Source organism: Paraburkholderia fungorum (assembly GCF_003610895.1).
GTDB lineage: Bacteria > Pseudomonadota > Gammaproteobacteria > Burkholderiales > Burkholderiaceae > Paraburkholderia > Paraburkholderia fungorum_B.
Genome location: NZ_MCAS01000023.1, coordinates 226,931 through 240,862, shown reverse-complemented (window position 1 = coordinate 240,862; position 13,932 = coordinate 226,931). Strand labels below are relative to the sequence as shown.

Genomic DNA, 13,932 nt, shown 5'->3' with positions numbered 1-13,932 from the left:
CGTCAATCATGTGTTGCTCCCAGACTGGTATCCAGGCACTTCGATTCGACTGCGCTTGCGCGAAGCTAGCTTCGTCTACGTAGGCGAGTTCGATTTCGCCACGCCGGGCTTACTGGACCAATACCCCGATTTCAGATTGGGCTTGTCGGAACCGTTGTTCGTCCCGCTTTTTTTAAACTACGTCGGGTTCGCTTCCATACCAGCCCCGCTCGCTTGAGAACCCCTGTCAGCGTATTGCGATGAACCCGAATCCCGAACTTTTCTTCGAGTCGTGTCAACAGTTCCGGTGCCGTCAGCGCCTCCAGCGTCGCCCACACCTTCAACTGCTCAACCTGCTCCGGCGACAGCTTCAACGGCGCACCGCCACACGGCGCGTCCGACAGCCCTGCCATGCGTTTGTCCAACCAACGATAGCGCTTCTCGTACACCGCCTCCAACGTCAACTCCTGCCGCCTGGCTATCTCCCTGGCTGGCACGCCGCTGCTAAACATCAGAATCGTCCGGGACCTGTCTCGTGTTCGCCAATCACGGCGGCTTCTCGCCAAAACCTCAAGCTCGCTACGTTCTTCCTCCGTCAGTTCCGGCGGTTTCGATACGGCCATCGTCTATGTCGCGGTTCTTGTTCGGCCCGGCCGTATAGAGATACTTCTCGTGAGGCGCTTAAATCGACGATATGAACTCAAATACCAGCGTCCTCCCAACTCCTTACTGAGTTCCCCGATTTCCTGTTCGATCCGGCGTTCACTGAGCGCGCTCGCCTTTCTCCCACAGCCCTCACCCGCACCAATAGGTTTCGCGGTGCTTGCGCTACCGTCAGCGTTCCTCCTGACGTTGGGCGGATTCACCGGTGCTCCGCTTTCACCTCGATTTTTTTTGGTGACAAGTGGCGAAGTGGCGGTCGGAAAGCGAGCAATCAAGATCTGTAACTTCCTCGGCGATCTGTCGTTCCCGCTGTACCTCTTCCGCATCCCGGCGATGCTGGTCGCGCTAAAGCTCGGCTCCAACCGCTTTGTGATCACGCTTGCCTCGATGATCCTGCTTTCGACGGCCGCGCTGTATCTCGTCGGTTATCCGAGTCGCAAGCTGTTTGGCCGGAAATCATCGACACGCACACGCGCGCAAAAGGATCCTCCCCCCGATAGTGCCCTTCCGCAATGGGACTTTGACGTCTGGCCGTACCGTGCGCAAATGGTTATCCCTTGGCTTTGTAAGATGGGGCAACCGTGGATTGCAATTCACGCGACATACATTGGAAAGGTCATCGTGAACCTAACAAATGTCTGATTGCGCGCCCGAAGACACGCATTGGTGCTGTGACACCCCAAGATGTGCTTTTATAGACCCGGGAAAGTTCTTCTCGCAAGGCGTCGAGTCGTGCTTCATCTCGTGTTGCATGGGGTACCGACAGGTCGGCGAGTTGCTGCTCTAAATGCTGCCTAAGCAAGTTAACTTTGTTGTGGGTCGCCCTAGCTTCGTCCCGTGCAATACGCGTTTCAAAATGAATCTCGCGGAGTCGCTTTTCCGGCATTAAACTCTGCGCAAGAGCGGAGCATTCCAACATCGCGACTAGACTAAGGGGGCAATACCGCGAGGGGTACTCGAATACGGGAACAAGTCCAGCAGCCTTAGCAAGTTTCACGAGGCTGCGGCGCGAGAAGTGCGTGATGTGTTCATGCATCTCGTATAGTTCGCCGCCGTACCTCTCCTGCCAGAGGAGACCCTCAGCCAAGTTCGAGTGTGAGGGCGCCGGAACATCGATAAAAATGAGTCCATCCGGGCGCAGTCTTCCGGTAAGTTCGCGCAGTACCGGTACAGGGTCTGAGAGATGTTCAAAGACGTTCGACGCAAAAATCATGTCGAATTTTTCTCCGATCTGGTCGGCGTTACCTGCGCAGAGATCGTCGACGGTAACAGTGGACCAAGGGAACGCTCGGGCGGGAACGGTTCCGTCCCCCCCGAAGTCCAGTATTCGTTTGGCTTCCGCCATCTCTGGATACACGTTGACGAGCTCGATATAGTCGCTAACGCGAATCATGTAGTAATCCGTAGAAAGAGGATCATCAAATAGCGCAAGGTATCGCTCATATGATGGCTCGATCTCCAGTCGGACTCGAGTGTATTCCTCGCCGCGATAGTTCGTGTATAGGCGCGCCGCCTCTTCGTCTGTAAGGCGGCGTTCGAAGAACACCAAATCGCATTCCGGACAGTATCGAGTTGTCGTCTCAAGCGAACCAATCGCACAGTAGCGCGATAGAAATGGTGCTATCTTGGCCGCTTTACCTTGGGTAGGACCATTGCAAATGAGACATGAGACTCGATTCACAATCAACTCCTTCACGTTTCGGCTAAAGGTATCTGCATCTGCGGGCGAAAATGGCTGCGGGTCAATAGTACGTAGAAAAGATCTGCCTAGCTAATAAAACAGATTTTAGACATGCTGTTTTTTTAAACAGTATCCATTGGCGCTCTCGTAACAGCTTCCGCCTCCCGGAACTTCCCTGCGCTGGGTCCAAGCAGGTATTGAACATGTGAGGCAGTCGGGTCTTCGACCATAGGTCGATAGTTGTGAAATCGAATATCGGTTACGTGAGGGATATGTGAACCCTTGCTTATACACGCCTCGAACTATCTGGAATGTTGTGTAAAGGGCACGTGGTGTCGGGGACCAGACTTGAACCAGCAAGCCGTTAGGTGGCGGATTTTAAGTCCTTAGTCACTGTAGGAAAACGCAGGCTTCGGGCCTCACTTTCACAGTGGCATAGGGGTTTGCGGGGTGTCTCCATACTGTATATGCGAACAGTAATTGAACGGTTTACGGTAGAAAAACCCACGCCATTTCTGGCGAATATATGCTGTATATTCATACAGCCATATGTCAGCGCCGTGGTCCTTCCTCCATTTATCCCGCCTACGCTCGCCGAGCTGCGCGAGTGATATCGGCCGTACAAAGAAGACGGAATGTTTGGCACCGGGTCCTAGAGGTTCAGCATACGAGAGAGATGCTGACGGAACTGAATAGGCTGCTCGCGAAGGCGACGCGCGCGGCCCAGCGTTCGGAGTTCGGAGTTCGGAGTTCGGAGTTCGGAGTTCGGAGTTCGGAGTTCGGCAGGCTCACCGGTGAAGACGCGCCTCTTCGCGCGGCGTTCATACTGATCGATACGGAAATGTTTCGCGTCGGGCCAATCGGTAGCAAAGGAAAGCGCCGACCTCCGGCGCGGTCGACTGAAGGTGCCGCGGGGTTCGATTTCGATCCTGATGACCCAGCTGATCGCGCGGCGTTTCTGATAGCACGCAGTCACCAGAAACGGTGTTAGACAGATTGATGCGCGCCAGCGGGCGTATGAGATGGATGGAAGGCACAGCCCCAAGACTGTAGCCGCCGAATGCAGCAATTGCTGTTACGCCGGCACACCAGAGCCGACGATAACCTCGTTCGGCGCCAGCATCTACACCGTCGGTCGCATCGGCACCTGCTCCTGCTCCTGCTCCTGCTCCAGTTATCTAGGTTGCCGTCTTCGGCGACGATGCAATGGCGGGCGTGGCTAACGCGTATGCATGGAGCTTTAGCAGGGTTTCGCCAGACGAAGCGGATGCGCTTCAGATGCTTTTGCAGGGCGCATCCAACGACACCGGCATCACCCTTGGTAACAATGCCAGAGGTGGAACGGCAAGTTCGTTAATGAACATGCTGGATGGCATGGATGGGTCCGGCGCTCCATTTACCGCAATCCTGGCTGAAATCCCCGCACCTATCGTCACCGACAATCACGCGGTCAACGATGCGCTCAGCGGCGAGACGCTTGCCGATTATTCAGGCTATCTGGCGCAGTACATGGCAGATGTCCTTGCGGCGGGAGAAATTCCGGTCCTTGAAGAGCCGGGCCCGGTCTGTGACCGCCAGCACCCGATGTTGCCTCAATACATTCAGGCCATGGACGCTGCGGCTGCGCAGTACGGCGTCGCGCTGGTGCGCCAGTACGCATATTCCCAGTCAAATACCGGCTGGTGCAGCCATATGGCGCAGAGCTTTTATTCGGACGCCTGTATCGACTCGCTGAAGGTCAAGCAGGAACATGCAGTTGTCGGGCCGCTCGTCAAAACCATTCTCGGGGAATAGCCACGAAAACCATTATTCAAGCGTCGCGCAACCGACACAGAACGCGCTCGTCCGTTCAAAACAAGGTTCGCCACCAATGCGCATCGTGGCGCGCTGCCGCAATAGCCATGTCGCTCGGCTGCACTCTCTCGGCTTGCGGGGGTGGTGGGGACGGTTCCGCGCCATCATCTACAGCCGCTGCGGCCACACCAACTCCCGCGAAACAAGCCATCCAACTGCCGATCAAAATCTCGTGGCGGCGTGATTCGACGAATTACGGAGTTTGCACTGCGCCGCAATACGCACCCACTTATCGTCGCGCAGAAACGCCCGCCATGCTTCTGCAGGCCGACTTCAACAAGACGCTTGGCACCGGTGTCGTGCTCCTGGTGGATCAGTCCGCGCCGGGTTCAAAGTTGAAGCAGGACTTGACCGGTACAGGCTCTTTTTCCTCCACTGCGTACGGTACGGGGTAGCCATTGGCAACCGTACTGGCGAGCACGGACCAAGGATTTAGCACTGTAACGGGCAACTATGGCATCAACGACGAACTGGTCGAGCAGCGCACGGTATGAGTACGACACCGAATGGCAGAACTGGATCACCACCGTCCAGGCCGCAGGTATGGTCCCGATTGTCCTGGAGCAGAACCCAGTCGCACCGACTTCGCTGAATGGCGCGACCTACAATAGATCATGGATCAACGAACTAGCCTACGACGGCTTCAACGGACGGCACGGCGGTCGCACCGCCGTATCAGGCGTTCATCCACGTGATCAATTGGAACGTCACGCTGCTCGGCCCCGAGCGCGTACACCCGCATCAGGACGGCTATCCTTACAAGGAACAGCAGTATTTCCCTACAATGCTGTCAGCCGTCAACAAGGTGCTCGCCAAGTGAGCGCCGCCCTCCAAAAAATGACCGAACCGGTGGTTGGTGCATAATATGCCCCTCGCCGCCGGTTGAGCGCATGACGGACCATGATCAGACTTCTCTGGAAAACCTTAAAACGAGCAGCCAATCTGGTGCTCCGGCTCGTCATTGAGCCGCGCGAGGTAGACCGGCGTCGGAAGACCGTCGCGTATCAGCTTGGTTTGATGCATTCATTCTACGAAGACAACGATTTCAATCCGAACCGCGAAGGAACGGATGTCCACCGGATCTGGAAAATGGGATACCCGGAGGCCGAACGGTTGGCCATGATGCTCCGATAGGCATCGCGACACTTTAATACCTGATTCATCGGAGTCACCATTGATTCATGAAAAAGAAAGCGCCGCTCAATGGGGCGTTCTGGCCGCTCTGCGATTTTTCCTCGCCGGCACCGTAGCCGTTGGCCATTTTGCGCTGTTTGTCAGACCCGACCCAACGCACCTTTTTGGTAACGGCTACCTGAACCCGGGGAGCGCGGTATTCGGCTTCTTCATCCTGTCTGGGTTCAGCATCGCTGCCAGCGTCGACCGCGAAACAAAAGGCTTCTACCGGCGCAGATGCATTCGTATCTGGCCGCTATACCTTGCGACGATTGCCACTGGTGTGGCACTTTCACTCTGGATGCCAGGCGGCTTTGTACTTCCTAGCGGCGACACGATCCCGGCCGCATCGCCTTCGACGATCATCGCATCGCTGTTCATGCTCCAGACGGTCATCGGCATGTCGCTGCCGATGGTTGGTCAGATATGGTCGCTCAGCCCGGAGTGGTGGCACTATATGTTCGCGCCAGCACTTAAGAAAGTACCGAACATTGCATTGGGAATCTGGATCGCCCTGTCATTGTGGGCGTTCATGAAAATTTCACCACCACCCGGTCATGGTATTGAGGGCCTGTCGCATGGTCTTCCTTTCCTGACCCTGTCGTGGCTATGGATCACCGGTTTCCTGTACCACCGGATGAGTGGAACGCCGCTCGGTTTCGTAGTGCTTGCGCTACCGTCAGTATTCGCGCTGACACATGGTCATTTTACCGGCGCTCCGCTGTTTATCACTATTTTCGTTTTGGTGATGAGCGGCGAACTGACGATGGGCAAGCGGGCGATCAAGATCTGTAACTTCCTCGGCGATCTATCGTTCCCGCTATACCTCTTCCACATTCCGGCGATGGTAATCGCGCTAAAGCTCGGTTCCAACCGCTCAATAATCACGCTAGCGTCGATGATCCTACTTTCGACGGCTGCGCTGTATCTCGTCGACTATCCGAGCCGCAAGCTGTTTGGCCGGAAGCCATCGACTCGAACGCATGCACAACTAGACGAGGAGCCGACGACAACCTGATCTGCAGCAGCGGACGCTTAAGCGATTGTCGCGCTCGCTTCAAGAAGTGCCGCCAGTGTGCCGTTCTGGCATTTGTAAAGAACCGCCACATATACACCGGCAGCCGTGAAGAACGCCTTTGCCTGCGTTGGGTTGAATGTATGGTTTCCCCGGCTCATGTCGGGTCATACAACTGTCGTGGTGTCGTCGGCGAAGATCGTGCCGCCAATGATGGGCCACTCACGCCATACGTTCTATCTAGGGCAGACGCCAATGTGGACGTGATTGTGGGTCCGGTGCCCATCGCAGTTGCAGCCTGTTCGGCAAGTGTAGGTGGAACGACAACAGGTGCCACATACGGGTCGACTGTTACCTGTTCTTCCGAGATAGCCGCGATAAGCGCCTCAAAAGCGTCAGGGGTTGCCACAGCATGAACATGGTAGGTCAGCCCGCCAAGTGCCCCCACGTAGCCATGAGTCGCGGGCGTTGCCGATGACGCCATGTCGGTAGACGCGAACCCCATCTGTGTGAAAATCAGTGACAGTATTGGACTCTCCATGCCCAGCCTTGAGCGTTACTGCTTGAGGGGGTCAAAATTGACCTGCCACCAGCGAGAATGCCCGCAATCGCCCCCTGCGGATGTCGCCGCTGTATTGGGATCGCATAGACCCATGTGCCGCCAGCCGGCAACGAATATTTAGTGGAAGTGGTGATCTGCACGAAGTCGCTAGGGGTGCTATTCGCCGCGTGTGGCCGCACCGTGTTACCGATTGCGCCAGAACCGCCCAGCCCGCTGTAGGACGTGCCATCGCATTCCAGCGTAACACAGGTATTTGCGGGCAGCACGATGCTCGTCGTAGCCGCCCCATAGGCAGTATTGAAGTTGCCTGCGGTTAGCGTAAGCGTGCCTGTCGAGCTGTTATAGATAGTGATCTGCTTGCCAGCGTTGCCTGTAGCAGCAGGTAGTCCGATGGTGTAACCGCCTGCGCTTCCGGTACTCGTCGCGACAAAGCACCCGAGCAGAACGTCAGAACGTAAGAACTTGCCCCTGAGGCGAGCGCCGGGTTCCAATAGACGAGCGCGTTGCCATTCGCGACTAATTCATTGCCTTTCAGCGTGAGATGCGCGCCGCCGACCAATGGCTCGACTGTTCCGGTGGTATTCAGCGTCGATACCCCCGTGTTCGTCGTCTTTACCTTGAACGAGAACGGCACCCAAGGCACCGGTGTGATGAGCGCCGGCGTGAATGCGACGACTTAAACATTCGCCGCGCCAGTGTCAACTTCAACGTTCGCGGTGCTCCCTTGTAATATCGTTTGAATTGCAGCTAGCAACGGATTCCATGCGCTCCTGTTCTTCGCCAGCCCTGCGGCGATGATGACGTTGTAAATTTCAGCCGAAGCATATTCCACGCATAGGCAGAGACATCGGTCACTGGCGTGTTCGTGATCGGATTTCCGGAGGGCGCATATTGCGGTGTGCCGGTCGCAGGTGCAGCCCAAGTAAGTTCGATCGGCTTGCGCAATTCGATGGTCATTTCAAACGGCATGACCTTGCGCGGTTTCTTTTTCTGTTCTTCGTTCATGGATTAACTCGCGATCTGCTTCGACACCTGCGAGCCTTCGAAACGGACCCTCAGTTTTGCGTCCTCCGTATTGACCTCTTGAACGTCGACGGCGCCCATGTTCCGGCCGGTGACGATCTTGCGGCTCGCCAGCGTCACGACAATCGTCGAATTGCGCATCGCGTTGAAATTGGCGACCGTCAGGCCACCGGAATCACGAAGCACCATCTCCATGAACGGTGCGACTGGGGGTCCTTTCGTCCGTGGAAGCCGTCTTTCCCGAGCAGCGCCTCACGCTTGACCGTCGAGACCGAATACTTCAGGCGTCCCTCCAATTGCTGCGTTACGCCGTCGATTGTCGCCTGGGCAATACCGGCAATTTGGTTCGAAGACATCGATTCCTCTCCAGAAAGTGAAAAAGCCGCCCGAAGGCGGCTCTGCTATGGCGGTTGTTGGCATACCGGAGGCGGAACTGCATGAGGGTCGCGAAAGTACGGAGCTGATTCACCGGAGTGTCAGGCGACCGAATGTCCACGTGGTTCGGGTTCGTCGTGTTCTTGACGACCTGAAGTGCTGCGGCATACGCATCGGAATTCTGAACGAAGCCATCCGCTTCACGCTCCTGACAGAGCGCGATAAGGTCGCCGACGATCTTGGCCGGCGTTACCAGACCGGAATTCACGGGCGAACGAGATCCATCACCTGACAGACAAGCGAGCAGGGTGGAAGGATGGCCTCAAACGGGTGCAGATTCTCGAGAAATGGGCGCCGGAGTACGCGGACCAGGACGCGAATGATCTGCATGCCTAGTCGATCCGCTTCGTCGGATACATTCGGGCGAGCGTCGACCATCTTCGTCGCACCAAGCACCTCCTCTCCGATGCCGCAATCCGCAATGTGCTCGCGTGCCTTCGAGCAGCGATCAATACGCCCATAAGATCGGCCGATTAGAGGTCGACCAGACCGCGCGCATGATGATCCCAGCGGTCAATAATGGCGGCACGATTACCTGCACCGGAAAGAGATGCTGCAGATCGCGCGCGCGTGCAAGCACCGTGAGGTCCGCGCGGCCATCCGGACAGCGTTCTACTCGAGTATGCGCCGCGGCGAGATCCTGATGGCAAAAGTCTCACGTCAGGGATATTCGCTCGGCGACACAAAGAACGGTCGGCAGCGCATCATACCGATCCACCCGCACGTCGCCGTGCTGGCGCGCCGCGTGCGGTTTACGCTGACGGTCAAACAGTTCGAAGAGGCGTAGAAACGCGCACGCGCCGCGTGGGAGATGATCAACGCCGGCATCGACCTATTCACGGTTGGGGGTGTGCTGGGGCATAAGTCCGTCGTGTCAACGAAGCGGTATTCACACCGGGTCACGGACAGGCTCGCTGTAGCGATCGGGAAGATTGGGCAGAAGAGAACGGATCAGGGGGAATTCGGTTTAGGGTAGAAAAACTCACACCCCAGTGAGAATGCGAAAATGCCAGAAGCTGCGAATCTCTTGCTGGGCGGGTGGTACCGGGGGCAGGAACGGAACAGTTCGTGCAAAGCCAATAGTTCTTCGATCCCAGCCTGCGGCCTCTTGCCTTCGCTTCCATCAATCTGGTTTCCATCAGATTCTGATGGGAATCAGATTGGCAATTTTGCCGCTCTCTGTGAAGACGCTACTGCCGCGACGCTTACCACAATTTCGCTCAAATGCCCGCATCAAAAATCCGCGAGCCTCTTGACGATATACGCTTCCACCCGCGCACGAAGCTCATCGCGATCGCTGCCGACAAATACCACTGGCGCGCGGTCCCGGCTCAACGCGAGCAGATCAACACGCGTGCCCGTTAATGCGGCTACTTCGCGCCCCTCAATGGTATAAAAATTGTACCCCCAAAACTCACCCCCGGTCATAATGATCATTAACTCGTAGTAACGATTAATTCCCGTCCGGGTCGGCTTAAGTACAGTATTTGAAATATCAATGCTCGGAATCTCGATGTCCATCACCCCCACATATTCAGCGATGTTACGAATCTGGGCACCAGGATCCTGCACCAGATCTTCATAAATCACTTTCAGTGGCGTGATATTTCTATCGGCAAATAATTTTTCAAAATTGCGCTCGTTTTCAAGCAGAAAATTCAACTGCCATTTGATTGTGTTATTGTCAAGCAAGCATTGACCGTGCTTATCGTTCTGGTCAAAGCTGTGCCACACACCGGAACGCTCTGAAATAGCAAGCGATATTGCTTGTGCAAGAATATTGTTTCGGGTGAGATAAATGACACGCCATTGATTGAGGTTTCTAAAAAACTGATCTTCCTCAAAAAAACGCACACCTTCAACCTCGATTCCGAAGACGCCATTTTCGGTCGAAAAACCTGTCTTGAGCAGATTTTCATATGACGAAAATAGGTCCGAGAATGCTATCGACAGAGACCGGATAATATCGGGAACAAAATATTCAATCGGATATCCCAATTTACCTGTAGAACTGAGTAGTTCCCCTAGGAGCGTTGAGCCCGAACGCGGAATCATACAAATTGCATATTTCACCGGCGCCTCCAAGCTGCGATTTGTCACATCGGCGATAATCTCAGCAGATTCCTTAGGAAAGAGCGACGCTAGATATTTCCGGTTTAACGTCCAGCAACGATCAAAAATCTCGGCACGTGCTCGCAGATCAACCGGCGCATGATCTACGACCCTGGGAGCGAACGGTATCGCAGCCACCCACTTCAACGCCTCAGTTGTGTCGAGTGATGAGCATTCATCATCGCACCGGAACCGGACTGCCCCTGTTACCTCGTCGCACTTAAAAAGTGCAAATCGCAGACCCGCTTTGCACGGTTCGGAATCGCCTTTCGGACGGGAATTGATCAAAAAATCCACAAAGCTGTTTTCAGCGAGGTTCAGGTGGCCAGCGTAAACGGAACAAACTTCCTTATCCTTAAATTCCCGCTCCCATATCGACTGCCCGTTGACATTGACGGCGACGGAAAACGCAGACGCCGTTGCGTCAGATGAAAATTCAGCGACGATGCAATATAAGCCTTCCTTCACGAGACGTACCCTAGCCGCCAGAGTCTTGCGCGGATGCGCGACAAGTAGCAATTGCTTCGGTAAAAGCGTTAACCCGTCCGACATTGCCGTGCGATTATCAAGATTGATTAGCGCAAAACCCGCATTAACTTCCTCCGCCCCTCCGAGCGGAGGGGCGTACCACTTCTTCACCCCTGCGTCAGAATAGAGATGCTTCCTGAACGCAAAAAACCAGAAATTATCGATTTCTTCACCAAATTCTGTCACGGACTCAGCGGAAAAGGAAATATTAACCGATGGGATAATAGCTCGATCCAATTCCGAAATCGCCTTAGTAACTAGCGCTTCAGAGCGTTCATCCGGAGATGAAGCAGATTTTTGGTCACGATTATTCATGGTTGAGCTCCCTGTCGTGTCGTCATGCGGTTCGCCTGTCGACTGAGCCTGACCCTCATCCAAACTCGCGACCATACTAACGTCTTTCACTTCAAAAAGAGTACTTGAAGGAAAAATCCGGTGCAGTACGTCTGTAAAAAAATTTCTAAACATTTTTCTCGTGCAATAAGCGCCAGTCAGAATGATCAGTTAAAATAACTTGCTACCACACCGGCGCGTGTAATAATAGTTAAAAATAGTAACGCATTTTTAAAAAATTTATGATCGATCTCATTCAGTCGATCAATATCGAACTCCGCTTCAAATATAAATCATTTCATTGATAGCGACAATATTCTCGCCAAATCGACGTCGTTGCCACATTCGAGAGGAACGATACAACCTGTCATGAACCACCACGACACGACGGTCTTTCATGGGAATCTGGAACCATGCGCGGGCAACGCGCCAGTAACCGAAAAGAAAGGGAAACCGACGAGTGGGCGGGACAGCAGCAGCGAGCGCGGCTCAAGAGTTCGGGGTCGATCCACTTGCTCGCGGCAGACCTAACATGGCAATGCGCATGCAATAAGCATGGGGCCGGCGGCAACCGGCATCAAGCGGCCCGCTGCCGGGAACGAATCGTAGTGCGATCAAGGAAGGAAGCGACTCGGCGAAGGACGTCGTCCAGATATCGAAGTCTCGCACCCGTTCAAGTCGAAGATATTGGCGCTTATGTCATCGGAAAGAACAGCAGCGCGCGCCGCACCGACCACCTGCACGAGAAAAGTCAGGTTGACTCGACAATCGACCCATGTTCCATCGTGATCCGGCGATTGGCGAGGCGATCTGCAAGACCATGATCATGCGTCGCGATAACCAGAATGCCCGCATCGCTCACGAATTGTTCAAGTCGCTCCTCGGCCTTGTGTTTGAAATGCTCGTCACCGACACTCATCCACTCGTCCATTAGTAGGACTTCAGGTTTGATGATCGTCGATATCGAAAACGCGAGTCGCAACGTCATCCCTGACGAATAGGTCCGCACTGGCACGTTCAGAAAATTGCCCAGTTCACTGAACTCAGCGATCTCGTCTGCTAGTGCTGCGATTTGCTTGGCTTTGAGGCCAAGAAAAAGTCCGCGCAGATACATATTTTCGTACCCGGTGGACTCCAGATCCATGCCGAGCATGGAGTCCAGCAAGCTGGTAACGCGGCCCTCTACTCGAACAGAGCCTTCCTCGGGGTGGTACACCCCGGCAAGCACCCGCAGCAAGGTCGTCTTGCCCGCTCCATTGCCGCCAAGCAGTGCTACCCGATCGCCCTCGGCAATCTCCAGATTGATTTCGTGGAGTGCCTCAACGACCGTGTGCCCAGACTTGCCTACAAATTGGCCGCCGGTGGCAGCTGCCATCACTGCGCGCTTGAACGACCGTTGCTTAGCGTCGTAAATGGGAAAGCGTACGCTCACGTTCTCTAGAGAGATATGCATTCGAACGTTCCCCTTAAAGCCAGTATGTAACGCGATGCCGGCACTTGCCGAGCATATACAGCGCCAACGCGGTTCCAACCACCGCCATTCCCGCAGCCCGAATCCAGATATCAGCCGTCGGCATCGTACCGAGCAAGGGCTCACGCAGGAGTTCCAGAAGATAGAAGAACGGATTGAGGTGGATCAGATGCTGCCGCGCGGGTGACAACTGCTCCGCTTTCCAGATAATCGGTGTCACGAAGAACATGACCTGCACCAGATTGCCGATCACCGGTTGCATGTCGCGATACCGCGTGCAAAAGATACTCGTGATAACGCCAATCCAGAACAGATTGATTAGCACGAGGAGTATGGAAAACGGCAAAACCAGCAGGCTCGCATTCAAATGAACCGGCAAAATCGCCCAGATGATGACGAAAACAATGATGTTGTGAGCAAGTATGATCGAGTGCCGATACATCACCCGAAGCACGAACATCGAGAGCGGCAGCTTCATTTGCCGCAGATAGTTCGTCGAATTCGAAAACGCTTCTCCGAAATCGCTGATCTGTCCGGCAATAAAGCCCCAGAAAATCAAGCCAAGCGCCAGGTGCGGGATAAAGGACGCGGCGTTATATCCAAACAGCGACCCGTACAACGGCCCCATGGCGCCGATCATCACGCCCATGCTAATCGTCAGCCAGAATGGCCCGAGCATGGAGCGGCGATAGCGTTGACGGATATCCTGCATGCCGAGCGCGAGCCACAACTCGCGGCTACGCAAACCATCCCGGACATCATTTACGGCGTTCAAATACTTCACACTTGACGACTCGAAAGATCAGTCCGCTGGACTGTATTTGTTCAACTGGGAATGGAGCAAACAGAGTGTGGCGCCATTCGCCACACATTGAAATCAACCGCCTGCGCTAACCTGCTGCAGGTGGCGACTGCGCTCCTCTGCTTATCGTTCGTTGCCGCGGGCGCAGCGAGGCTTGTTACTTCGACGAACCGCCCTAAAGGCTTGAAACAGGGGACATACTGAAAGAAGCAATGCCCCAAAATTATAGCCCGGCGAGTATCCCGCACATGTATCACCTTGTCAACGCGTCAGGATCGCGGCGAACCTGGGGCCCTCGCCC

14 protein-coding genes and 1 pseudogene are annotated in these 13,932 nt (G+C 54.9%); 7 read left to right on the top strand and 8 right to left on the bottom strand.

Annotated features, from left to right (window positions below):
- Positions 1-131: 131 nt before the first annotated feature.
- Complete coding sequence (locus BCY88_RS40110) at positions 132-602, bottom strand: helix-turn-helix domain-containing protein (RefSeq protein WP_120346253.1); 471 nt, start codon at positions 600-602, stop codon at positions 132-134.
- A 274-nt stretch (positions 603-876) separates the two neighbouring features.
- On the opposite strand from BCY88_RS40110, the gene BCY88_RS21825 reads away from it, so the two are divergent.
- Positions 877-1,284 (top strand): acyltransferase family protein, encoded by a 408-nt coding sequence (locus BCY88_RS21825; RefSeq protein WP_147408544.1) that lies wholly within the window; start codon positions 877-879, stop codon positions 1,282-1,284.
- Here BCY88_RS21825 and BCY88_RS21820 read toward each other — a convergent pair.
- Entirely contained in the window at positions 1,259-2,188 is a 930-nt protein-coding gene (locus BCY88_RS21820; RefSeq protein ID WP_259461484.1) for a class I SAM-dependent methyltransferase, read from the bottom strand. The genes BCY88_RS21825 and BCY88_RS21820 overlap by 26 nt on opposite strands.
- Before the next feature lie 1,341 nt (positions 2,189-3,529).
- Here BCY88_RS21820 and BCY88_RS21810 point away from each other — a divergent pair.
- From BCY88_RS21810 to BCY88_RS21800, 4 genes are all read left to right on the top strand, one after another.
- Positions 3,530-4,117: an SGNH/GDSL hydrolase family protein gene (locus BCY88_RS21810; RefSeq protein ID WP_120346249.1), complete on the top strand. Its 588-nt coding sequence runs from the start codon at positions 3,530-3,532 to the stop codon at positions 4,115-4,117.
- 751 nt (positions 4,118-4,868) lie between these two features.
- Positions 4,869-4,997, top strand: a complete 129-nt coding sequence (locus BCY88_RS40435; RefSeq protein WP_259461473.1) for a hypothetical protein — start codon at positions 4,869-4,871, stop codon at positions 4,995-4,997.
- 80 nt (positions 4,998-5,077) lie between these two features.
- Complete coding sequence (locus tag BCY88_RS21805) at positions 5,078-5,311, top strand: hypothetical protein (protein ID WP_120346248.1); 234 nt, start codon at positions 5,078-5,080, stop codon at positions 5,309-5,311.
- 40 nt (positions 5,312-5,351) lie between these two features.
- Positions 5,352-6,368: an acyltransferase family protein gene (locus BCY88_RS21800; RefSeq protein WP_183081423.1), complete on the top strand. Its 1,017-nt coding sequence runs from the start codon at positions 5,352-5,354 to the stop codon at positions 6,366-6,368.
- Between the two features lie 872 nt (positions 6,369-7,240).
- Here BCY88_RS21800 and BCY88_RS39590 read toward each other — a convergent pair.
- The 3 genes and pseudogenes from BCY88_RS39590 to BCY88_RS21790 all read right to left on the bottom strand — a co-directional run bounded on the left by BCY88_RS39590 (position 7,241) and on the right by BCY88_RS21790 (position 8,306).
- Positions 7,241-7,561: a hypothetical protein gene (locus tag BCY88_RS39590; protein ID WP_147408543.1), complete on the bottom strand. Its 321-nt coding sequence runs from the start codon at positions 7,559-7,561 to the stop codon at positions 7,241-7,243.
- Between the two features lie 113 nt (positions 7,562-7,674).
- The gene (locus BCY88_RS21795) at positions 7,675-7,932 is read right to left on the bottom strand and encodes a hypothetical protein (protein WP_120346246.1); all 258 of its coding nucleotides are present in this window, start codon (positions 7,930-7,932) and stop codon (positions 7,675-7,677) included.
- Positions 7,933-7,935: 3 nt separating this feature from the next.
- Positions 7,936-8,306, bottom strand: a pseudogene (locus BCY88_RS21790) (phage tail tube protein).
- Between the two features lie 47 nt (positions 8,307-8,353).
- On the opposite strand from BCY88_RS21790, the gene BCY88_RS21785 reads away from it, so the two are divergent.
- The gene (locus BCY88_RS21785) at positions 8,354-8,617 is read left to right on the top strand and encodes a hypothetical protein (protein ID WP_120346245.1); all 264 of its coding nucleotides are present in this window, start codon (positions 8,354-8,356) and stop codon (positions 8,615-8,617) included.
- 318 nt (positions 8,618-8,935) lie between these two features.
- Positions 8,936-9,172, top strand: coding sequence for a site-specific integrase (locus BCY88_RS40430; RefSeq protein ID WP_259461472.1), 237 nt, complete (start codon positions 8,936-8,938; stop codon positions 9,170-9,172).
- A gap of 446 nt (positions 9,173-9,618) precedes the next feature.
- On the opposite strand, the gene BCY88_RS21775 is transcribed toward BCY88_RS40430, so the two are convergent.
- From BCY88_RS21775 to BCY88_RS21765, 3 genes are all read right to left on the bottom strand, one after another.
- The gene (locus BCY88_RS21775; protein WP_183081422.1) at positions 9,619-11,340 is read right to left on the bottom strand and encodes a Stf0 family sulfotransferase; all 1,722 of its coding nucleotides are present in this window, start codon (positions 11,338-11,340) and stop codon (positions 9,619-9,621) included.
- A 769-nt stretch (positions 11,341-12,109) separates the two neighbouring features.
- Complete coding sequence (locus BCY88_RS21770) at positions 12,110-12,811, bottom strand: ABC transporter ATP-binding protein (RefSeq protein WP_120346243.1); 702 nt, start codon at positions 12,809-12,811, stop codon at positions 12,110-12,112.
- Positions 12,812-12,824: 13 nt separating this feature from the next.
- On the bottom strand, positions 12,825-13,604 hold the full coding sequence (locus tag BCY88_RS21765; RefSeq protein WP_259461471.1) for an ABC transporter permease: 780 nt from the start codon (positions 13,602-13,604) through the stop codon (positions 12,825-12,827).
- Positions 13,605-13,932 lie beyond the last annotated feature (328 nt).